This is a genomic window from Streptomyces sp. NPDC052496, from assembly GCF_040679095.1.
Lineage (GTDB): Bacteria > Actinomycetota > Actinomycetes > Streptomycetales > Streptomycetaceae > Streptomyces.
This window is the reverse complement of record NZ_JBFAUH010000003.1, coordinates 87,166-107,502: the sequence shown is the minus strand read 5'-3', so window position 1 is coordinate 107,502 and position 20,337 is coordinate 87,166. Positions and strand designations below refer to the sequence as shown.

General features: G+C 72.2%; 19 protein-coding genes. 7 read left to right on the top strand and 12 right to left on the bottom strand.

The features are described 5' to 3' along the window. Positions 1 to 20: 20 nt before the first annotated feature. The gene (locus AB0L45_RS05870; RefSeq protein WP_365836547.1) at positions 21 to 845 is read right to left on the bottom strand and encodes a maleylpyruvate isomerase family mycothiol-dependent enzyme; all 825 of its coding nucleotides are present in this window, start codon (positions 843 to 845) and stop codon (positions 21 to 23) included. Between the two features lie 143 nt (positions 846 to 988). Here AB0L45_RS05870 and AB0L45_RS05865 point away from each other — a divergent pair, with 143 nt between their 5' ends. Next, positions 989 to 1,777, top strand: coding sequence for a carbon-nitrogen family hydrolase (locus AB0L45_RS05865; protein WP_365836546.1), 789 nt, complete (start codon positions 989 to 991; stop codon positions 1,775 to 1,777). A gap of 38 nt (positions 1,778 to 1,815) precedes the next feature. On the opposite strand, the gene AB0L45_RS05860 is transcribed toward AB0L45_RS05865, so the two are convergent. Further along, entirely contained in the window at positions 1,816 to 2,310 is a 495-nt protein-coding gene (locus AB0L45_RS05860; RefSeq protein ID WP_365836544.1) for an LURP-one-related family protein, read from the bottom strand. A gap of 146 nt (positions 2,311 to 2,456) precedes the next feature. Between AB0L45_RS05860 and AB0L45_RS05855 the strand changes: the two genes are divergently transcribed. Together AB0L45_RS05855 and AB0L45_RS05850 are read left to right on the top strand one after the other, a co-directional pair. Then, the gene (locus AB0L45_RS05855; RefSeq protein ID WP_365836542.1) at positions 2,457 to 2,645 is read left to right on the top strand and encodes a hypothetical protein; all 189 of its coding nucleotides are present in this window, start codon (positions 2,457 to 2,459) and stop codon (positions 2,643 to 2,645) included. Between the two features lie 92 nt (positions 2,646 to 2,737). Beyond that, positions 2,738 to 4,585 (top strand): NHL domain-containing thioredoxin family protein, encoded by a 1,848-nt coding sequence (locus AB0L45_RS05850; RefSeq protein ID WP_365836540.1) that lies wholly within the window; start codon positions 2,738 to 2,740, stop codon positions 4,583 to 4,585. Positions 4,586 to 4,649: 64 nt separating this feature from the next. On the opposite strand, the gene AB0L45_RS05845 is transcribed toward AB0L45_RS05850, so the two are convergent. Then, the gene (locus AB0L45_RS05845; RefSeq protein ID WP_365836538.1) at positions 4,650 to 5,069 is read right to left on the bottom strand and encodes a DUF4232 domain-containing protein; all 420 of its coding nucleotides are present in this window, start codon (positions 5,067 to 5,069) and stop codon (positions 4,650 to 4,652) included. 76 nt (positions 5,070 to 5,145) lie between these two features. On the opposite strand from AB0L45_RS05845, the gene AB0L45_RS05840 reads away from it, so the two are divergent. Further along, a complete protein-coding gene (locus tag AB0L45_RS05840) occupies positions 5,146 to 5,406 on the top strand; it encodes a hypothetical protein (RefSeq protein ID WP_365836537.1) in 261 nt (86 codons plus the stop codon). A 293-nt stretch (positions 5,407 to 5,699) separates the two neighbouring features. On the opposite strand, the gene AB0L45_RS05835 is transcribed toward AB0L45_RS05840, so the two are convergent. From AB0L45_RS05835 to AB0L45_RS05800, 8 genes are all read right to left on the bottom strand, one after another. After that, entirely contained in the window at positions 5,700 to 6,443 is a 744-nt protein-coding gene (locus AB0L45_RS05835) for a class I SAM-dependent methyltransferase (protein ID WP_365837038.1), read from the bottom strand. A gap of 107 nt (positions 6,444 to 6,550) precedes the next feature. After that, the gene (locus AB0L45_RS05830) at positions 6,551 to 6,781 is read right to left on the bottom strand and encodes a DUF6458 family protein (protein WP_003980373.1); all 231 of its coding nucleotides are present in this window, start codon (positions 6,779 to 6,781) and stop codon (positions 6,551 to 6,553) included. Positions 6,782 to 6,878: 97 nt separating this feature from the next. Then, positions 6,879 to 7,568, bottom strand: a complete 690-nt coding sequence (locus AB0L45_RS05825; protein ID WP_365836535.1) for a DUF4232 domain-containing protein — start codon at positions 7,566 to 7,568, stop codon at positions 6,879 to 6,881. A gap of 154 nt (positions 7,569 to 7,722) precedes the next feature. Continuing rightward, the gene (locus AB0L45_RS05820) at positions 7,723 to 8,700 is read right to left on the bottom strand and encodes a hypothetical protein (RefSeq protein WP_365836533.1); all 978 of its coding nucleotides are present in this window, start codon (positions 8,698 to 8,700) and stop codon (positions 7,723 to 7,725) included. A 265-nt stretch (positions 8,701 to 8,965) separates the two neighbouring features. After that, positions 8,966 to 10,972 (bottom strand): BTAD domain-containing putative transcriptional regulator, encoded by a 2,007-nt coding sequence (locus AB0L45_RS05815; protein ID WP_365836531.1) that lies wholly within the window; start codon positions 10,970 to 10,972, stop codon positions 8,966 to 8,968. A gap of 1 nt (position 10,973) precedes the next feature. After that, entirely contained in the window at positions 10,974 to 12,269 is a 1,296-nt protein-coding gene (locus AB0L45_RS05810; protein WP_365836529.1) for a M18 family aminopeptidase, read from the bottom strand. Positions 12,270 to 12,714: 445 nt separating this feature from the next. Beyond that, entirely contained in the window at positions 12,715 to 14,541 is a 1,827-nt protein-coding gene (locus AB0L45_RS05805; protein WP_365836527.1) for an acyl-CoA dehydrogenase, read from the bottom strand. A gap of 244 nt (positions 14,542 to 14,785) precedes the next feature. Then, entirely contained in the window at positions 14,786 to 15,223 is a 438-nt protein-coding gene (locus AB0L45_RS05800) for a hypothetical protein (protein WP_365836525.1), read from the bottom strand. 89 nt (positions 15,224 to 15,312) lie between these two features. Here AB0L45_RS05800 and AB0L45_RS05795 point away from each other — a divergent pair, with 89 nt between their 5' ends. The 3 genes from AB0L45_RS05795 to AB0L45_RS05785 all read left to right on the top strand — a co-directional run bounded on the left by AB0L45_RS05795 (position 15,313) and on the right by AB0L45_RS05785 (position 18,193). Continuing rightward, positions 15,313 to 15,783 carry an SseB family protein gene (locus AB0L45_RS05795; protein WP_003980379.1) on the top strand — a complete coding sequence of 157 codons (471 nt, stop codon included), beginning with the start codon at positions 15,313 to 15,315 and terminating at the stop codon, positions 15,781 to 15,783. Positions 15,784 to 15,981: 198 nt separating this feature from the next. Continuing rightward, positions 15,982 to 16,938, top strand: coding sequence for a pirin family protein (locus tag AB0L45_RS05790; protein ID WP_365836523.1), 957 nt, complete (start codon positions 15,982 to 15,984; stop codon positions 16,936 to 16,938). 118 nt (positions 16,939 to 17,056) lie between these two features. Then, positions 17,057 to 18,193, top strand: a complete 1,137-nt coding sequence (locus AB0L45_RS05785) for an AI-2E family transporter (protein WP_365836521.1) — start codon at positions 17,057 to 17,059, stop codon at positions 18,191 to 18,193. On the opposite strand, the gene AB0L45_RS05780 is transcribed toward AB0L45_RS05785, so the two are convergent. Beyond that, positions 18,106 to 20,334: a SpoIIE family protein phosphatase gene (locus AB0L45_RS05780; protein WP_365836519.1), complete on the bottom strand. Its 2,229-nt coding sequence runs from the start codon at positions 20,332 to 20,334 to the stop codon at positions 18,106 to 18,108. The two genes, AB0L45_RS05785 and AB0L45_RS05780, sit on opposite strands and share 88 nt — an antisense overlap. Between the last annotated feature and the right edge of the window lie 3 nt (positions 20,335 to 20,337).

Here is a 20,337-nt window from a genome sequence, read left to right as displayed (position 1 = left end):
GGCCGCGCGGCCCCCGTCTCCTACGGCGTGACCGCGAAGTGCCCCAGCACCGCCTCCGCCAGCGGCCGGTCGCCGTCGATCTTCACCTTCTCGGCGACGGCGGCGGGCCGCACCCGGCCGCAGGCCAGCCGGTAGAACGTCTCCCAGTCCATGGCCAGCGTCACCGCCGGGCCGAGCGAGACGCTCTCGTCGATCGAGCCGTTGCCCTGCGCGTCCACCCGTACCGTGCGCATGAACTCCAGCGCGCCGCTCACGTCGAAGACCACTGCCGCACCGGCCGGCGCGCCCGCGTCCTTGGCGACCACCCTCGGCAGCGCGAGCAGCAGCAGGTCGCGGGTGAGCTGGGCGCCGGGGGAGTCGAGGTTGCCGGGCACGTTCAGCGCGTGGCGCAGGTCCTGTTCGTGGACCCAGACGTCGAACGCCCGCTGCCGCAGGGCGTACGCGAGCGTGCGGTCCTCACCGAGCGGGGTACGCAGCACCGTCTCGGGATCGCGGGTCTCGTTGCGCAGCGACCGCGCGCGGCGGATGACCATGTACTCCAGCTCGGCGGTCATCTCCGGACCGGTGTGATGCCGCCGGACGTCCACCTGGAGCTCCATCCGGCGGGCGAATTCCGTGCGTACGTGGTAGAGATCGCGCGGCAGGGAGTGGATGGGCCGGGGATCCCCCAGCATCTCGCTCTCCAGGCCGATGATGTGCGAGACGATGTCGCGAACGGACCATCCCGGGAGGTCCGTTGCCCGGTTCCACTCCCCTTCGACAAGGGGCTTGACCAGCTCGGATATCGCTTCGATGGAGTGCGTCCAGGCGTCGATGGAGGGCTGCAGGCTGGGATGGACGGTCACGGACACCTCGGACGGTTCGTACGCGGGCAGCTGTCTGTGCAGTTAAGTTACGCTGCGCACGGGCACCCGGGCAGCGCTTTCGGGTGACCATCGTAGGTCGGTTTTTGACGGCGGACCGGTTCGAATGCTTAGGCGGTGGTACTGTGCGCGCTTCACTGATCCAGATGCACGTGGACCCGGCGGAACCGGCCGACGTACGGCGTGCGCGGGCCGGTTCACTGGTACGTGAGCGTACGGTCGGCGATCTCGTCGTCCTCCCCGAGCTGTGGCCGGTCGGCGCCTTCGCGTTCGAGACGTTCGCCGACGAGGCCGAACCGCTCGAAGGCCCCACCTACCAGGCCATGTCCCAGGCCGCCCGGGACACCGGGGTCTGGCTGCACGCCGGCTCCTTCGTCGAACGGGCCCCCGACGGCACCCTCTACAACACCTCCCTCGTCTTCTCCCCGGACGGCGGACTCGCCGCCTCCTACCGGAAGATCCACCGCTTCGGCTTCGACAAGGGCGAGGCGGTCCTGATGGGCGCGGGCGACACGGTGGTCACCGTCCCGCTGCCCGAGACGACGCTGGGCCTGGCCACCTGCTACGACCTGCGCTTCCCCGAACTCTTCCGGCAGTTGGTGGACGCCGGCGCGCAGACCCTGGTCATCCCCGCCGGCTGGCCGGCCCGCCGCCGCGCCCACTGGTCCCTGCTGGCCCGCGCCCGCGCCGTGGAGAACCAGAGTTACGTACTGGCCTGCGGCACGGCCGGCACCAACGGCGGCGTCGAGCAGGCGGGCCACAGCGTCGTCGTCGACCCGTGGGGCGAGGTCCTCGCGGAGGCCGGTCCGTACGAGGAAGTCCTGACCGTCGAGCTGGATCCGGCCAAGGTGAGCAAGACCCGCGCGGACTTCCCGGCCCTCCGCGACCGCGTCCTGGGCCTCCCCACCCCCTGACTCCGCTCCCCGTCACCCCCTCCTCATCCTCGCCCCTCTCACCCCACCCCCCTCTCCCGCTCCGCCAGCCGGATCACGCACACCGCGACCGCGATCAGCAGCGCCGGATCAGCGTCCTCCCGCACCACCTGCACCGCATACGTGTCCCGCACGGACAGCCACCGGCGCGAGATGTCCGCCAGCAGTTCGCCGTCGTACTCGACGGCGAACTCCCGGTCCAGCACCTTGCCGCTGACGTCCAGCTCGGTGCCGTCCACCAGCTCCACCCGGTAGTGGTTGCGCAGCAGCGACAGCCGCTTGCGCCGGACGGTGGCCAGCGGCCGGTCGTCCCGTTCGAGGGTCATGGTGTCCCGCAGCGCGAGCCACTTCTTGCGGATGGTGACCAGCACCCGCCGCTCGGCGTCCCGCAGCTCGAACGTCTCCCGCAGCCGCAGCGCCTTGCCGTCGACGAGATAGACGTGCCGCCCGTGCTCGTCGTCGATCCAGTAATCGTCCCCGATGCCGAAGATCCGGTCGTGCACGAGAAACCTCATGCCGGCCATGTTCCCGCCCACCCCGCCCGGAAGCACCCGTACACCCCGGGACACGCCGCCGCCCGGCCCGTACAGCCAGGTGACCTTGTACGCCCCCTGCGCGGGTCCTTCCCCGCCACGGGCCGCCACGCGCGGACCATGACCCCATGGCAGAAGCGGTCACCACACGGCGGTTCACCCCGCAAGCGGGCTGCCCCCGCTGCACCGACCTCGACACGACCCGCCGCCGCGCGGCGGCCACCCACGACCACAGCGCCGAAACGGACGCCCGAGTCCTGATCAGACACCACATGCGCACGGAACACGGGACGGAGCTGGAGGCGGGGTGGACGTGAGGGGGACGCCGGCCGGCCGGCGTGCCGGCTGCCCGCCCCGCACGCAGTACTCCCGTGACCGCGTGTTCATGCCCAAGTGGCACCCTTGAACCATGAACGACGCCGCCCCCGCTTCGAACACCCCGCGCCGTGCCCGTGTCCGCGCTCCCGAGCTGATCGGCAAGGGCGGCTGGCTGAACACCGGTGGTAAGGACTACACCCTCGCTGACCTGCGGGGACGCATCGTCATTCTCGACTTCTGGACCTTCTGCTGCGTGAACTGCCTGCACGTCCTCGACGAGCTGCGGGAGCTGGAGGAGCGGCACCGGGACACCGTGGTGATCATCGGGGTGCACTCGCCGAAGTTCGTGCACGAGGCGGAGCACCAGGCCGTGGTGGACGCCGTGGAGCGGTACGAGGTCGAGCACCCCGTGCTGGACGACCCCGAGCTGGCCACCTGGAAGCAGTACGCGGTTCGGGCCTGGCCGACGCTCGTCGTGATCGACCCCGAGGGCTACGTCGTCGCGCAGCACGCCGGTGAGGGGCATGCGCACGCCATCGAGACGCTGGTGGCGGAGCTGGAGGCGGAGCACGAGGCGAAGGGGACGCTGCGGCGCGGGGACGGGCCGTACGTGCCGCCGGAGCCGGTCGCCACCGACCTGCGCTTCCCCGGCAAGGCGCTGCGCCTGCCCGGCGGCACGTTCCTCGTCTCGGACACCACCCGCCACCAGCTCGTGGAGCTGGCCGCGGACGGCGAGACCGTACTGCGCCGGATCGGCAACGGAGAGCGCGGCTTCGGCCCGGACTCCTTCAGCGAGCCGCAGGGCCTGGCGCTGCTGCCGGACGGCAAGGTGGCCGTCGCCGACACCGTCAACCACGCGATCCGTACGTTCGACCCGGAGACCGGCGAGATCGCGACCGTGGCCGGGACCGGCAAGCAGTGGTGGCAGGGTTCGGCGACCTCCGGCTCCGCCCTCGACGTCGATCTGTCCTCGCCGTGGGACGTGGCCTGGTGGCAGGGCCGGCTGTGGATCGCGATGGCGGGCGTGCACCAGCTGTGGACGTACGACCCGGCCACCGGGACCGTCGAGGCGGTCGCCGGTACGACGAACGAGGGCCTGGTGGACGGGCCGGCCGCGGAGGCGTGGTTCGCGCAGCCGTCCGGGCTGGCGGCGGCCGGTGACCGGCTGTGGGTCGCGGACTCCGAGACCAGCGCGGTCCGCTGGCTGGACACCGACCTCGTCGTGCACACCGCGGTCGGCACCGGCCTGTTCGACTTCGGACACCGCGACGGCGACGCGGCGCAGGCGCTGCTCCAGCACCCGCTGGGCGTCACCGCGCTGCCCGACGGCTCGGTGGCCGTCTCCGACACGTACAACCACGCGCTGCGCCGCTACGACCCGGCGACCGGCGAGGTCAGCACGCTCGCGACCGACCTGCGGGAGCCGTCGGACGCGGTGCTCGTGGGGGACGAGGGCTCCGGCGACCCGGAGATCGTCGTGGTCGAGTCGGCGCGGCACCGGCTGACCCGGCTGCGGCTGCCCGAGGAGGCCGTACGGGTCGAGTCGGTCGCGCACCGTACGCAGCGCGCGGCGACCGAGGTGGGCCCCGGCAAGCTCCGCCTGGACGTCATCTTCCAGGCCCCGGCCGGCCAGAAGCTGGACCTCCGGTACGGCCCGTCCACCCGTCTGCTCGTCAGCTCGACGCCGCCGGAGCTGCTGGCCTCGGGGGACGGTGCGGACACCGACCTCAGCCGTGACCTGGTGCTCGCGGACGGCGTGACGGAGGGCGTGCTGCACGTCTCGGCGATGGCGGCGTCCTGCGACGACGACCCGGCGATCGAGTACCCGGCCTGCCACGTGCACCAGCAGGACTGGGGTGTCCCGGTACGGGTGGCCGAGGGCGGCACGGGCCGGCTGGCGCTGGTGCTGGCGGGGATGGACGAGGGCGCGGCCGGATGACGGAGGCCGCGGGCCCGGGGGAGGCCCCGGGCCCGCGGCCTTCTCCAGGCCTGGGGATCGGTCGCTACCCCTTGGGCTCGGTGTAGCTCTCCGCCCGGTTCAGCGTGCTCTGCCAGTGCGTGACCTGGGAGGTGCCCACCGCCACCGGCGCGTTACGGAAGTCGACGCGCTGCGGCGGCCCCTTCGGGGAGCCGTTCACATCACTGCCGCTGAACTCGATCGTCGCGTACGTCTTCTTGCCGCTGCCCTTCTGCGCGGCGGTGGCGGTCGGGATGCTCGCCCAGATCGTGCCCTTGGGCCGTACGGTCTCCACGTCCCCGCCCATGACGTTGCTGCCCTTGAGGAGCGGCAGCGGGTTCTTGGCGCCGTCGAAGCGGACCAGGGGGTGGTTGTAGACCAGGCAGGAGCGGGTGCTGCTGGTGTTCACGGCCTTGATCACGACATGATCGTTCGGCGCGTGCGCGTACACCTCGAAGCGGAACATTCCGGGCCCACAGGCCCGCGCCCCCCGCGAACCGGCCGCCGTGCCGGCGCCCGCACCCGCTGCCGCGCCACCCCCGATGATCTTTTTCTTCTTGCTCTTCGACGAGGATTTCGAAGACTTCGACGACGACTTCTTCGAGGTCTTACTGCTCTTCGAATTCCCGGAGCAACCGGTCAGAGCAAGCGATCCAGCCATCGCAACGGCCAGCACCGCATACGCGGCGGGACGTCGGAAGCGGCGTGCGGTCATGTGGTCCCCCAGTGATGTCACTGCGTTCAGCGGTGCGGATTCGGCGGTGCGTGTGTCGGTGGCATGGCTAGGCCACCATAGCGAGTGACGGGCGGGGCGCCAGAGCCGTCGGGGGCGTTCCGCCGGCAGTGACCGGCGTTGTCGCTTTTCTTCTTTCAGGAGGCAGCCTGCGGAGGGGGCCTCATTGGTAATGATCACGTGGGGGGGGGGAATGTCGCATTTCCGAATACGGCACGGATCGACGCGTCGATCCTTTTCGTGTTCCGGGTACGGATTCCCCACCCCCGGCTGTGAGACGTGCAGCGCACGGACCGACGCCAACGTGCTCATGCGTCAGGTACGCGTCCCGTTGCGTGTCCGGGGGCGAAACCGCGTGCGCGGCTATGCGGCGCCCGGCAGCCGGTAAACCGACACATGCGACCCCGACTCCGCCGTGAACTCGCCCCCTTTCCAGTCCGCGTGCCGGGACTCCAGGGTGAAGCCGGCGAGTTGGCCCATGAGGTCGAGTTCGGCGGGCCAGATGTAGCGGTGGGGGGAGCGGGTGAGGCGGGCTCGGCCGGATCGGTCGTAGCGGATGTGATGGGAGGTGAGGTGTTGGGTGAGGGGGGCGTAGGTGTCTACGCCGAGGTAGCCGGGTTCTGTGGCGAAGACCATGGCCTGCTGGCCGGGTGGGAGGCGGCGCAGGTCCGGGACGCCCAGTTCGATGACGAAGCAGCCGCCCGGTACGAGGTGGCGGGCGGCGTTGCGGAAGCAGGCGACCTGTCCGGGCTGGGTGAGGAGGTTGGAGATGGTGTTGAAGACGAGGTAGACGAGGTGGAACGGGCCGGGGGCGGTGGTGGTCGCCATGTCGCCGGCGATGACCGGGACGGTTGCCTCGTCGGCCTTGGTGCGTAGTTGGTCGATCATCGGCCGGGAGAGTTCGATGCCGGTGACCGGTACGCCGCGTTGTGCGAGGGGTATGGCCACGCGGCCGGTGCCGATGGCGAACTCCAGGGCGCGGCCACCGGCGGCGAGTTCCGCGAGGCGGTCCACGGCCGGGTCCAGCACTTCCGGCGCGAACATGCCGGTGCCGGGTGTGTCGTACGTGCGAGCGGCTTCTTCGTCCCATACGTCGTCCTGGCGCAGTCGCATGGGGTACACGATCCTCGCGGCGGCCCGACGTGTCGAAGGAGTTTAGGGGCGAGGAGTCGGGCGCGAGGCGGTTGATTGCCGGTGGTCGCTGGTGGTTGCCGTCAGTCCTCGTAGTGCATCCGGTGTGTCTCCTCGACCACGGGGGCCGCGGGGCTGGGCGGCTGCATCCGGCGGCGCTTGAAGATGCTGACGTACGCCGCGATGCCGATGATGCCGACCGCCATCAGGATCAGGCCGACGAGGTGGAGGTTGACTCCGGCCATGTGCCAGTCCACCGCGAAGGTCAGGATGCCTCCCAGCGCGAGCAGACCGATGCACCATCCGATGCCCATGGTTGTGCCTCCGTACGCAAGTGGATGTTCCGGGCCGGTCGTTGACCGGGTACCCGGGCCCGGAGGCGCCAATCGCGTGAGCCAGGAGGGCGGTCCGTCACGGCCGGATCGCGCGGTTCACGTCGTACTGCCAGTAGGTGACCCGCGCCCCGCCGTCGACCCGCACGCCGCCGGGGATCCGTACGTGCGCCCGGCCGCCGGGTATGCCGTGCCCGGCGCGGTCCGTGAAGCCGACCGACAGGGTGTGCACTTCCTGGGCGGAGGCGCCGGAGGCCGGCGTGAGGGCGGCGTACGCCGTGCCGCCAGGGGAGAGGGTGAGCGGGGTGCGGGGCGCGCCCTTGCCGCTCGGCGCGGTGGCCGGGGCGCCGCCGCCCCGCAGACGGGGGTAGCCGTACAGGTCGCAGGGGGCGCCGGAGGTGTTGGTGACCTGGAGGAGGAGGCGGCCGGGCGGCTGCGGGAGCGGTTTGGCGGCGACCACCACCTTCGAGGGGTCGCAGGCCGGGTGGCTGCCGCTCCGGGCCGCCTGGTCGGTGTGGGAGCCGCTGGGCATGCCGGGGCCCAGCGGCTCGTCCGACCCGCCGGAGTCCTTCCCGAAGGGGTGGAACGGCTTGGCGTCGCTGGTCCTGAGCGCCTCCTGCCCGCCGCAGGCGGTGAGCAGGCCGAGCGCGGCCACCGCCGTGAGCCCGGCGGCAGCGGTCCGCAGCGTACGGGTACGGGCACGCCCGCCGTCGGCACGGCGGCGAGCGCGTAGGGCGGTGGCGGCCTCCGTAACGGTGTGGCGCGGCATGGGGTCTCCCGGGGTCGCTGCTTCTCCTGCGTGGTGTGCTGCCACCTTGACGTGAACCCCTGGCGCCTGGCTAACGCTTCCCTAACGGAACCGGCGCGCCACTACGGGACAGCGCCTCGGCACATGCGGGCAGCGCGTAGGGCACAGCAGCGCTTCAGCACGGGCCGCCGGTGACGGTGCGCAGCGCGCCGCCGGCATTCTCGTCGTCGGTGCCGAGCACGCCGTGGCGGGAGTGCGGCAGGCAGGCCAGTGCCTCTATCTTGTGGCCGGGGTAGCGGCCGAGGGACTTCGGGGTCTTCCGTACGGACAGCCGCACCGTGCCCCGGCCGTCGACGGACACCGTACCCGCGTCGTAGAGGGCGGAGTCGAACGGGCCGTCGTCACCGTTGTCCGAGGCCGAGGAGACCTTGAGCGCGCCGTCGGCGCCGATGGTGAGGTCACTGATGTGCCGTACGTGCTCGGCGGGGTACGGGGCGCGGAACGCCGCCGTGACCGGGGCGGAGAAGGTGTGGCGGGCGAGGTCCAGCCGGGCGGCGTGCAGGGTGCCGGGGCGGCTGCCTTCGCCGCGGTCGGCCCAGACGGCGACGAGCCGGTGCGCCCGGTAGGTGAGCGCGAAGCCTTCATAATTGTCGTCCTCCGAGGCGCCGGGGACGGTGAACGTGCCGAGGGTGCGGGCCGCAGTACGCGCCGCGTTCAGGCGCAGGTGGTAACCCGTACCGTCGCTGGCCAGGGCGACGAACTCACCGGGCCGGCCCGGGACCGCGTCCAGCCCCTCCAGGTCGACGGGTATCTCGCTGCCCTCCCAGGCCAGCGGGCGCACCTGGGGCCGGTCACCGGGCCGCAGGCGTACGGTGGCCAGCCGGTTCTCGCCGGGCTCCTTGTTGTCGCGGGCCACCAGGAGGTCGGTACGGCCCGCCCGGGCGCCCGGTACGACGGCGAGGCCGCTGACCCCGGAGGTGATGCCGTCCCCCACCTGCTGCCAGGCCGGGGTGCGGACGGCGGTGGCCGGGGAGCCGGTACCGGTGGCCGGCGTGGAAGCGGTCCGCGCGGTGGCGGAGTGGGCGGCGACGAGGGACACCGTGCAGGCGAGAGCGGCGGCAGCGGCTGCGGAGCGGCTTTTGATCATGCGCATCCGCAGACGGTAGGGGGAACCGGCCGGGAAGGGAACAGGCCGGGCGGGACGAGGGGAGCGGGGGCTGCTGGAAGGCTGCTGGAATCTCCGGGTTCGTCTGGACTCGTCTGGGTGCGTCAGGACCCGTCAGGCTCCGTCAGGACCCGTCCACCCGCCCGCTGTCGGGCGGGAGCCGCACAGCCCCCGCCCGCTCATTCCCCGGTGCGCTCCCGGTGCTTCCTCCGGTACCTCTCCCGATGCTTCCCCCAGTGCTTCCTCCGGTGCCTCACCCGGTGCTTCCCCCGTCCGTCCCCTCGTCGCGGGCGAACAGCTGCGTCAGGGTGCTGATCGTGTAGACGTCGGTGGCCTCCTCGTCGACCAGGTGCATCTCGGTGAGCCGGTCCAGGCCCTCCTGGATGTCCTCCGGATCGGAACCGGCCAGGGCCGCCGCCACGGACGCGTTCAGGTGGCCGTCGGCGTTCGCGGCGAGCGCGCTGAGCAGCCGCGCGTCGTCCGCCGACAGGCGGGCCACCGACATCCGCAGGGCCGCCGCGACACCGGTGTCCTCGGCGGACAGCAGCGCCAGGCGCCGCCGTTCGTCGCGCAGGGCGGCGGCCAGGCGGGCCAGCCGCCAGCGCGGACGGGCGGTCAGCTGGGCGGCCGCCGCGCGCAGGGCGAGCGGCAGCCCGTCGCACAGGGCGACCAGTTCCTGTGCGGCGTCCGGGTCGTCGGCGACCCGTTCCGCGCCGAGCATCGCGCCGAGCAGCGCGCTGCCCTCCGCCGCGCCGAGCGCCTGGACGGGCACCGGCCGGGCGACGTCGGTGGCGACCAGGCCGTCCAGGCGGCTGCGGCTGGTGACCACCGTCGCGCAGTGCGCGCCGCCGGGCAGCAGCGGGCGTACCTGCGCGGAACTCTGCGCGTTGTCCAGGACGACCAGCAGCCGGCGTTCGGCCACCAGCGACCTGAAGAGCGCGGAGGCCGACTGTGCGGACGTCGGTACGCGCTCCGGCGGCGTACCGAGCGCGAGCAGGAAGTCCCGCAGGATCTCGACGGGTTCGGCCGCCGCGCCCTCGTTGAAGCCGCGCAGGTCGGCGAAGAGCTGGCCGTCGGGGAAGGCCCCGGCGTACGCGTGCGCCCACTGGACCGCGCAGGCGGTCTTGCCGACGCCGGCCGGTCCGGTGACGACGGCGAGCGGGCTCTCGCCGGGTACGGCGGACTGCACCACGTTGGTCAGGGCGGCGAGCTGCTGCTCGCGGCCCAGGAAGCGGGCGGGCGGCCGGGGCAGCAGGCGGGGTACGGCGGGCGGTCCGGCGGCCCGGCCGGGGGTGCCGCCCGCGGGCCCGCGCCCGCCTTGGTCGGGTACGCGAGGGTCGGCAGCGGCGGTGCCGGGGGTACCGGTGGCCCCGATGGTCCCGGTGGCCACGCGAGGATCCGCCGGGGGCTCACCGCCTGCCGCGGCCCCGGCGCCGGCCCCGGCGCCGCGCGCCGTCGCGGTCGCGCCGCCCCGGCCGGTGCCGGAAGCACCGCCCCGCGTACGTCCGGCGGCTCCCGCTTCCTCCGCGCGCAGGATCTCCTCGTACGCGCCCTTGAGCCGCGCCCCCGGGCCGACGCCCAGTTCCTCGTCGAGCAGCCGCCGGGTCCGGTGGAACCACTCCATCGCGTCCGACTGCCGTCCGGTACGGAACAGCGCGCGGATCAGTTCGGCGACCATGCCCTCGCGCAGCGGGTTGTTGACCGCGGCGGTGTAGAGGATCGCCGCGGCCTGTTCGTGCTCGCCGAGCGCGCCGTGGGCCCGGGCCAGCGCCTCGGTGGCGGCCAGCCGCTGTTCCTCCAGCGCGTGCGCGGCGGCGGCGAACGGCGGGCTGGTGACGGTGCCGGTGAGCGCGGGGCCGCGCCACAGGCCGAGCGCCTCGCGCAGCAGCGGCACCGCGTCGCCGGGGGCCGCCTCGGGGCGGGCCAGCGCGACCAGTTCGGCGAAGCGGTGGGCGTCGATCAGCTCCTCGGGCAGGCGCAGCAGGTACGCCGAGCCGTGGGTGGTCAGCTCGATGCCGTACGCCTCGGCGCCGCCCTCGGCCAGCGTCGCGCGCAGCCGCGAGACGTGGCCCTGGACGACCGTACGGGCGTGTTCGGGTGGTTCCTCCTCCCAGAGCGAGTCGATCAACTGCTCCAGTGGAACGGTGGTGTTGGGCTGCAACAGCAGCAGCGCGAGCACGCTGCGCCGTTTGGCGGGTCCGAGCGCCAGCTCACCGGTGCCGGCGGTGACGCATATCGGGCCCAGCAGGGAGAAGTCCAACTCAGCCCTCCAGGAAGGCCGTCAGGGCGCTGGCCAGCAGGTGCGGGTCCTCGCTGCCGCACAGCTCGCGCGCCGAATGCATCGACAGGATGGCAACACCGATGTCGACCGTGGCGATTCCGTGCCGGGCGGCGGTGATGGGCCCGATGGTGGTGCCACAGGGCATCGCGTTGTTCGAGACGAAGGACTGCCACGGCACGCTGGCCCGCTCGCAGGCGTCTGCGAAGACCGCGCGGCCGCTGCCGTCGGTGGCGTAGCGCTGGTTGACGTTGACCTTCAGGATCGGGCCGCCGTTGGGCAGCGGGTGGTGGCCGGGGTCGTGCCGCTCGGTGTAGTTGGGGTGCAGGGCGTGGCCGGTGTCGGAGGACAGGCAGACCGTGCCGGCGAAGGCGCGGGCGCGGTCCTCGTACGAGCCGCCGCGGGCGAAGACCGAACGTTCCAGCACCGTACCGAGCAGCGGGCCGTCGGCGCCGGTGTCGGACTGGCTGCCGTTCTCCTCATGGTCGAAGGCGGCGAGCACCGGGATGTACGGCGGCTCCTCACCGGACGTGGCGACCGCCGCCAGCGCGGCCGTACCGGCGTGCACGGACAGCAGGTTGTCCATCCGCGGCCCGGCCACCAGCTCGCGGTCGCGGCCGAGGTAGGCCGGCGGCTCGATGCTGTGCAGCATCAGGTCCCAGCCGCGTATGTCGCCGGCGGGCACCCCGATCTCCTCCTCCACGAAGGCGACCAGGTCGCCCTCGCGCACCTCGCCCAGGCCCCAGATCGGCGTCATGTGGCGCTGCTTGTCGAGCTTGAGGCCGTCGGCGTTGACCGAGCGGTCCAGGTGCACGGCGAGCTGCGGGACGCGCATCAGGGCGCGGTCGACGTTGACCAGCCGGGTGCTGCCGTCGCGCAGGGTGACGCGGCCGCTCAGGCCCAGGTCGCGGTCGAGCCAGGTGTTGAGCAGGGTGCCGCCGTACACCTCGACGGCGACCTGCCGCCAGCCGCGGTGGCCGGTGTCCGGGATCGGCTTGACGCGCAGGTTGGGCGAGTCGGTGTGGGCGCCGACGATGCGGAACGGAGTGGCGGCGGTGGCGCCCTCCGGTACGTACCAGGCGATGATCGCCCCACCGCGCAGGACGTACTTGCCGCCGCTCTCCCCGTCCCAGGCGTCGGTCTCGGCGACCTGCCGGAAGCCCGCTTTCTCCAGCCGCTCGGCCGCGTTGGCCACCGCGTGGTACGGCGAGGGGGCGGCGGCGAGGAAGGACATCAGGTCGTCGGTGTGGCCGCGGTCGAAGCGAGGGGAATGGCTCATGGTTTCAGCATAAGGACTAGCGGGTGCCCTTCCCCGGTATACGAATCGGCATGCATCACGGTATGGGAACCCCTGCTGCCCTTTCGGGCAGTCCGGTGGCCGGCTGCCGGGGCAGTTCGGGCGTGGGCTGCCGGATGGTCGGGTGGTCCGGTGGTCGGCCCCTGGGTACGGTGCCGGGCGACGGCCCCCTTCCGGACGGCCCCCTTCCGGACGGCCCCCTTCCGGACGGCCGATGGCCCCTTCCGGACGGCAACCTTCCGGACGCCCTCCCCAAAGCCCCCCGAACGACGATGCCCGCCTCCCCGGGGGATGGGAGGCGGGCAACGCCAGCTTGGCGCGCTTGTCTGAGAACGTTGTGAGAGCGTCCCGTAAACCGGTTTTTTCCGGACGGGTTTTAAGCCGCTCTTAGAAGACCCGCAGAGCGCGCCAGGCCCCTCGGGTCACCTCAGAACGCGGCCTCGTCCAGCTCCATCAGCGACTGGTCGACGGTCTCGGCCAGGCCACGCTGCACGGACACGCCGGGCAGCACGTTGTGCGCGAAGAACTTCGCCGCCGCGATCTTGCCCTCGTAGAACGGCTTGTCCTTGCTGGAGGCGCCCGCCAGCTTCTCGCTCGCGACCGCCGCGCCCTTCAGGAGCAGGTAGCCGATGACGACGTCACCGGAGGCCATCAGCAGGCGGGTGGTGTTCAGGCCCACCTTGTAGATGGACTTCACGTCCTTCTCGGTGGCGGCCAGGTCGGTCAGCATCGCGCCGACGATCGCCTCCAGGTCGGCGGCGGCCTTGGCCAGCTCGCCGCGGGCGGCCTCCAGCGCCTCGCCGCCGACGGCCTCCGCGAGGAACTTCTTGATCTCCTCGGAGAGCGCGGTCATGGCCTGGCCCTGGTCGCGGACGATCTTCCGGAAGAAGAAGTCCTGGCCCTGGATGGCGGTGGTGCCCTCGTAGAGGGTGTCGATCTTGGCGTCCCGGATGTACTGCTCGACCGGGTACTCCTGGAGGTAGCCGGAGCCGCCGAAGGTCTGGAGCGACTGGGCCAGCTGCTCGTAGGACTTCTCCGAGCCGTAGCCCTTGACGATCGGCAGCAGCAGGTCGTTCAGGCGGGTCGCGGCGGAGGCGTCCTCGCCCGCGGCCTCCTTGGCGATGATCTCGTCCTGGACGGTCGCGGTGTAGAGCACCAGGGCGCGCATGCCCTCCGCGTACGCCTTCTGCGTCATCAGGGCGCGGCGCACGTCGGGGTGGTGGGTGATGGTGACGCGCGGCGCGGTCTTGTCGGTGAAGGCGGCCAGGTCGGGGCCCTGCACGCGCTCCTTGGCGTACTCCAGGGCGTTGAGGTAGCCGGTGGAGAGGGTGGCGATGGCCTTCGTGCCGACCATCATCCGCGCGAACTCGATGATCTTGAACATCTGGCGGATGCCGTCGTGCTTCTCGCCCAGCAGCCAGCCCTTGGCCGGGTGGTTGGCGCCGAAGGTCATCTCGCAGGTGTTGGAGGCCTTCAGGCCCATCTTGTGCTCGACGTTGGTGGCGTAGACGCCGTTGCGCTCGCCGAGCTCGCCGGTCTCCCAGTCGAAGTCGTACTTCGGCACGATGAACAGCGACAGGCCCTTGGTGCCCGGACCGGCGCCCTCGGGGCGGGCCAGCACGAAGTGCACGATGTTCTCGGACATGTCGTGCTCACCGGAGGTGATGAAGCGCTTGACGCCCTCGATGTGCCAGGTGCCGTCCGCCTGCTGGATGGCCTTGGTGCGGCCGGCGCCGACGTCCGAGCCCGCGTCGGGCTCGGTCAGCACCATGGTGGAGCCCCACTGCTTGTCCACCATCAGCTGGGCGATCTTGTGCTGTTCCTCGGTGCCCTCCTCGTGGAGCACGCCCGCGAAGGCGGGGCCGGAGGCGTACATCCAGATCGCCGGGTTGGCGCCCAGGATGGTCTCGGCGAAGGCCCACAGCAGGGAGCGCGGCGCGGTGGTGCCGCCGATCTCCTCCGGGATGCCCAGGCGCCACCACTCGGCGTCCATGTACGCCTGGTAGCTCTTCTTGAAGGTGTCGGGCACCGGTGCGGTGTTGGTGTCCGGGTCGAAGACCGGCGGGTTGCGGTCGGTGTCGGCGAAGGAGTCGGCCAGCTCGTTCTCGGAGAGCCGGGCGATCTCGCTCAGCACGCTCTTGGCGGTGTCGACGTCCATCTCCGCGAACGGTCCGGTGCCGTACACGCTGTCGCGGCCGAGCACCTCGAAGAGGTTGAACTCGATGTCGCGGAGATTCGACTTGTAGTGGCCCATGGGTACGGCTCCGTAAGGTTCGGGAGGAGACCCAGCGCTTGGAAGCGCGGGACCTCAAACGCAATACCAGCAAGTAGCTACGATGATGCTACCCGTCGGTAATAAGAAGCAACCCCTGACCGCCCATCTGTGACGAGCGTCCCTGCGCACCGCCAGGGCCCCTGCCGTACGCCGCCGGGGTCCGGGGTGCCCTGTTCGCGCCGGCCGGTAGGGCCGAGCGGCCCTCCCGCCCTCCCCTACTCCCCTACTGCCACTTCTGTGCCGTGTCACTGGTGGTCACCCGGCACACGGCCGGCTCGCCCGGCCCCGGCGACTTCCCCGAGGCGACCTGCCGCCGGCCGTCCAGCAGGATCCGGCAGGACGCCGTACCCTTCCCGGCCGGCCGTACCTCCACCCACGCCTCCTCGCCGGCGTCCACGACCACCGTCTCGCGCCAGGGCAGCCGCTTCCCGCCGGCCCTCTCCTCGCGCTCGTCACCGCTGTCCGAGTGCCGGTAGCGCACCTCGGCGGCCTCCGGCGGGCCGCCGGTGGAGGTGGCCTCGTACGTCAAGGACCAGGCGGCCCCCGCCTGCTTGAGCTGGAGGGCGCCGAAGAGCATCAGCCCGCAGGCGGACACGGCGGTGACGGTGAGCAGCACGCCACCGCGGGTGATGCGCGGTTTCGGACGGTCGCGGTCGGTCATCGGTGGGTGGCCTCGATCGGTCGGCGGACTCGGAGCTCCTCCAACGTAGCGGCGCGTACGCGCCGCGCCGACTCAGTACGCTGTGCCGCATGTACGGCTACGACCAGAACGCGGGCGCCGGGCAGCAGCAGTACGGTGCGCCCCCGCCGCAGCACCCGGCCCCCGGCGGCTATGGCGAGCAGCCGCTCTACCCCGAGCCGTCCCCGCCCTCCCTCGCCGACGCGGTACGGGCCTTCACCACCGGCTCGATGTCGGCGGAGGACTTCCAGGGCATCTTCTCCACCTCCAAGGTCTACTGCCCCCGCGGCGACAACCCCGGGTTCCTGGCGCTGCACAACACCCAGCAGCCGGTCATCCCGATGTTCACCTCGCTCAAGGAGCTGCGCCGGTACGCGGGCAAGGAGTCCAAGTACTTCGTGATCACCGGCGCCGAGGTGCTGGACCTGCTCCCCACCGGGTACGGCTTCGTCCTGGACATGGAGGGCGACCACCGCATGGTCTTCGACGCCAAGTCGGTGGAGCAGATGGTGGACTTCGCGATGCGCCGGATGTACGGCTGACGCACGCCGGGCGGCGGTTCCGTACGGTGCCGCCGCACTCCTTCCGTTGCCGCGCCCGTCCCTCCGGCCCGGCCTACCGGTTTTGTACACCGCTGTGACCTGCGCCTTTGTTGCTGTTCGCGGGCCGGGAATGGGCGACGCCTTGCAGGTTGTTCAGAGTTCAACTAAGTTGAATGCCGAACGACCGAGGAGGCCGTCATGCCCGCAGTGACCGTAGAGAACCCGCTGACCCTGCCGCGGGTATCGGCGCCCGCCGGCGCCCGGCCGCGCGCCGTGCTCGCCGTCAGCACCGCGCCGAGCGGTTTCGAAGGGGAGGGCTTCCCGGTACGCCGCGCCTTCGCCGGCATCGACTACACGTACCTGGATCCGTTCATCATGATGGACCAGATGGGCGAGGTGGAGTACGCGCCGGGCGAGCCCAAGGGCACCCCCTGGCACCCGCACCGCGGCTTCGAGACCGTCACGTACCTGATCGACGGCAGCTTCATCCACCGCGACTCGCACGGCGGTGGCGGCGTGATCAACGACGGTGACACCCAGTGGATGACGGCCGGCTCCGGCCTGCTGCACATCGAGGCGCCGCCGGAGGCGCTGGTCATGACCGGCGGGCTCTTCCACGGTCTCCAGCTGTGGGTGAACCTGCCCAAGAAGGACAAGATGATGGCGCCGCGCTACCAGGACATCGGCGGCGGCCAGGTCAAGCTGCTCACCTCGGCGGACGGCGGCGCGCTGCTGCGGCTGATCGCGGGTGACATCGACGGTCACGAGGGGCCGGGCATCACCCACACCCCGATCACGATGATGCACGTCTCGGTCAATCCCGGGGCCGAGGTGACCATCCCCTGGCGGTCGGACTTCAACGCGCTGGCGTACGGACTGGCCGGACGCGGCACCGCGGGCCCGCTCGGGCGGCCGTTCCGTACCGGGCAGGCCGTCGTGTTCGGCCCCGGCGGCGACTCGCTCACCCTCCGGGCGGACGCCACGCAGGAGTCCCGCAGCCCCAACCTGGAGGTCGTGCTGCTCGGCGGGCAGCCGATCCGCGAGCCGATGATGCACTACGGCCCGTTCGTCATGAACACCCACGCCGAACTGGCCCAGGCCTTCGAGGACTTCCAGGCGGGCCGGCTCGGGACGGTACCGGCCGAAGGCCACTGAGCCAGGAGGGCGGGTGCGGCCCGGACACGGCCCGTACCCGCCCCCGACCGCGGCAGGCTCGCATCCGCTCGCGGCGGAATGCCGCCGCCCGCGGGCGGCCTCGTGATCCACTGGCAGGGTGCGAAACGATCTGAGATCCCCGGACCGTCAGCCACTGCTCCCGGCCGCCGCCCGCCGCGCCGCGGCCTGGTGCGGGGTGGGCCTGCTCGTCGCCGCGGTGGCGGCCGTCGGCGTCTGGCTGTGCGTGACCCTGAGCGCCGCCGTCACGCCCGTCCTGCTGGCCCTGCTCGGCAGCGCGCTGCTGGGACCGGTCTACCGGCGGCTGGTGGCGATGAAACTCAACCGCTCGCTGGCCGCCGGGCTGACCTGCGCCCTGCTGGTCGTGGTGGTCGGCGGCGCCGGGTACATCGTGGTCAGCGCGCTGATCGACACCGGCGACCAGATCATCGCCTCGCTCAAGGACGCCGTCCAGGAGGTGTCCCGGCACTTCGGCGCCGCCGGCACGTCACTGGACGACATCGTCTCCAACGCCAAGCCGCTCATAGGGAAGTTCGGCGGCACCGCGGCCACCGGCGTCCTGGAGGGCGTCGGCGTCGTCGCGGCCACCCTCGCCGCCTCCGTACTCGCCCTGTTCCTGACGTTCTTCTTCCTGCGCGACTCCGACAAGGCCGTCCGCGCGCTGCACGACTGGGCCCCCGGCGACTCCGCGCCCGGCCTGGAGCAGATGGCCCGCCGCGGCTTCCAGGCCATCGAGGGCTTCATGCGCGGTACGACGCTGATCGCGCTGATCGACGCGATCGGCATCACCGTCGGCCTGCTGATCCTCCAGGTGCCCGGCGCGTTCGGGCTGGGCGCGCTGGTCTTCGTGGGCGCCTACATCCCGTACCTGGGCTCGTTCCTGTCCGGCTCGGTCGCCGTGCTGGTCGCGTTCGCCGACGACCGCGGCCCGGCCATCGCGATCTGGACACTGGGCATCGTCCTGGTGGTGTTCTTCCTGGAGGGCCACATCCTCCAGCCGATCGTGCAGAGCCGTACGGTGCAGATGCACCCGGCCATCGTGATGCTGGCGATCACCGCGGGCGCCAGCGTCGCCGGGGTGATGGGCATGCTGCTGTCCGTGCCGCTGACCGCGGCGGCCTTCGGCGTGCTCTCGGAGCTGCGCCGGCACTACGCCGCGGGCTCGGGCAGCGAGTCGTCGGAGAAGGCGTCCAGGCCCGGCAGCGACGGCTCCGCGCCGTCCGCCGCGTCCTCGTAGAGCTCGAACCACGTCGACTTGCCGTCGCCGCGCGGATCCACGCCCCACGCGCCCGCCAGCAGCTCCATCAGCATCAGGCCGCGCCCCGAGGACGCCAGCTCGCCGGGGGTGCGGCGGTGCGGCAGCTCGTCACTGCTGTCGGCGACGTCGACCCGGATGCGGCGGCTGCCCTTCGCGCCGGTGATCTCCGCGACCAGCAGCGCGTCGCCGTCGGTGTGCATCAGCACGTTGGTGACCATCTCGGAGACCATCAGCACGGCCGAGTCGACCTGGTCCTCGTCGCCCCAGTCGTGCAGCACGTCCCGCACCTGGTTGCGGGCCTCCGCTATCCGCTCGGGCTCGGCCTGCCGGACGGTCAGCACGGTCCGGCGTACGGGCTGGTGCGCCGCCGAGCCGCCCGTACCGACCCCGCAGCTGCCGCCCGCGCGGCACAGCAGCAGCATCGCTATGTCGTCCTCACGGCGGTCCAGGAACGGGCCGGTGGTGTGGTACGAGGACGGGCCGTGCACGGCCTGGACCAGGGCGTCGGCGAGCTTCTCCAGGCCCGCCGTGTCCTCCAGGGCCGGCGCGACCACGTCCGTGGCGTTGCCGGACGGGTCCTCGGCCCCGTACGTCTCGATGACGTTGCGCAGCCGCGCCCAGCCCGACTCCAGGTCGTGTCCGCCGGTCTCGATCAGCCCGTCCGTGCAGACCAGCATCGTCTCGCCGGGCTCCAGGACGAGCCGGGTGGTCGGGTAATCGGTGTCCGGCACGATGCCCAGCGGCAGGCCGCCCGCGGTGGGCCGGACCAGTACGGTCCCGTCGGCCATCCGGACGGTCGGATCTGGGTGGCCGGCCCGCGCGATGTCGAGCAGGCCGGTCGCCGGGTCCACCTCGATGTAGAGGCAGGTGGCGAAGCGCGGGTCCTCGCCGCCGAACTCGGTGTCGTTGATGCCGGACAGGAAGCGGGAGGCGCGGGAGAGCACCGCGTCCGGGTGGTGGCCCTCCGAGGCGTAGGCGCGCAGCGCGATCCGCAGCTGCCCCATCAGGCCGGCGGCCCGTACGTCATGGCCCTGTACGTCGCCGATGACCAGCGCGATCCGCCCGGACGGCAGCGTGATCATGTCGTACCAGTCGCCGCCGACCTCCAGGCCGCCGCCGGTCGGCACGTACCGCGCCGCCACCGTCATCCCGGGGATGTCCGGGTGCACCGTCGGCATCATGCTGCGCTGGAGGCCGTCGGTCAGCTCGCGCCGCGACTCCTGGTCACCGGCGCGGGCCAGCGCCTGGGCGAGCATCCGGGCGACGGTGGTGAGCACCGAGCGCTCGTCGGGCGTGAAGGCGACCGGCGTGCCGAAGCCGGCCATCCAGGCGCCGATCGTGCGGCCCGCGCTGACCAGCGGCAGGAAGGCCCAGGACGTGCGGTTGAAGGGCTCGGCCAGCGGCCAGGTGGCGGGGTAGCGGCGGCGGTAGTCCTCGGGGGTGGGCAGATAGACGGCGCGGCCGGTGCGCACCACCTCGGCCGCCGGGTAATCGGTGTCCACCGGCATGTCGACGAAGGGCGCGATGTCGCCCTGCTTGTGCCCGTGGTGGCCGATGACGGAGATCCGGTCGCCCTCGATGCCGAAGACCGCCAGACCGTCCGGGCTGAAGCCGGGCATGGACAGGCCGGCGGCGACCCGCAGCACCTCGGCGGTGGAGTGCGCCTCGGCGAGCGCGCGGCCCGCGTCCAGCAGGAACGCCTCACGGGAGCGGCGCCAGTCGCCGGAGGCCGGGGCGTGCGGGGAGGCGGTGCCGGGCTGCGCCTCGATGATCTCCTGGACGGTGCCGACCAGCTCGTAGTCCGTGTGGTCGGTCTCGCTGCGCAGGAAGGCGCGGGAGCGGGTGCGGACGGTGCGCAGCACCCGGCCGGCGCTGTCCATGACGCGCAGCCGCGCCTCGGCGATGCTGTCCTCGGTGACGGCGAGGTTGACGATGCCGGTGATCTCGGCGAAGTCGGCCGGGTGGAGGCGGGAGCGCACCGCCGCCTCGGACAGCTCGACGGGCTCCGCGGGCAGGCCCAGCAGCCGGGCGGTCTCGGCGTCGAGGCTCACTTCACCCGAGACGTTGTCCCAGCGCCACAGGCCGGTCGCGGTGGCGGCCAGGAGGTCCTTGGTGCGCATTGC

Bases quoted from the DNA above. Each gene is read 5' to 3' on its own strand.
- AB0L45_RS05800 (WP_365836525.1), bottom strand. From the start codon at position 15,223: ATGACCGACCGCGACCGTCCGAAACCGCGCATCACCCGCGGTGGCGTG.
- AB0L45_RS05845 (WP_365836538.1), bottom strand. From the start codon at position 5,069: ATGTTCCGCTTCGAGGTGTACGCGCACGCGCCGAACGATCATGTCGTG.
- AB0L45_RS05790 (WP_365836523.1), top strand. From the start codon at position 15,982: ATGCCCGCAGTGACCGTAGAGAACCCGCTGACCCTGCCGCGGGTATCG.
- AB0L45_RS05795 (WP_003980379.1), top strand. From the start codon at position 15,313: ATGTACGGCTACGACCAGAACGCGGGCGCCGGGCAGCAGCAGTACGGT.
- AB0L45_RS05840 (WP_365836537.1), top strand. From the start codon at position 5,146: ATGATCTTTTTCTTCTTGCTCTTCGACGAGGATTTCGAAGACTTCGAC.
- AB0L45_RS05850 (WP_365836540.1), top strand. From the start codon at position 2,738: ATGAACGACGCCGCCCCCGCTTCGAACACCCCGCGCCGTGCCCGTGTC.
- AB0L45_RS05860 (WP_365836544.1), bottom strand. From the start codon at position 2,310: ATGAGGTTTCTCGTGCACGACCGGATCTTCGGCATCGGGGACGATTAC.
- AB0L45_RS05855 (WP_365836542.1), top strand. From the start codon at position 2,457: ATGGCAGAAGCGGTCACCACACGGCGGTTCACCCCGCAAGCGGGCTGC.
- AB0L45_RS05820 (WP_365836533.1), bottom strand. From the start codon at position 8,700: ATGCGCATGATCAAAAGCCGCTCCGCAGCCGCTGCCGCCGCTCTCGCC.
- AB0L45_RS05805 (WP_365836527.1), bottom strand. From the start codon at position 14,541: ATGGGCCACTACAAGTCGAATCTCCGCGACATCGAGTTCAACCTCTTC.
- AB0L45_RS05830 (WP_003980373.1), bottom strand. From the start codon at position 6,781: ATGGGCATCGGATGGTGCATCGGTCTGCTCGCGCTGGGAGGCATCCTG.
- AB0L45_RS05825 (WP_365836535.1), bottom strand. From the start codon at position 7,568: ATGCCGCGCCACACCGTTACGGAGGCCGCCACCGCCCTACGCGCTCGC.
- AB0L45_RS05810 (WP_365836529.1), bottom strand. From the start codon at position 12,269: ATGAGCCATTCCCCTCGCTTCGACCGCGGCCACACCGACGACCTGATG.
- AB0L45_RS05780 (WP_365836519.1), bottom strand. From the start codon at position 20,334: ATGCGCACCAAGGACCTCCTGGCCGCCACCGCGACCGGCCTGTGGCGC.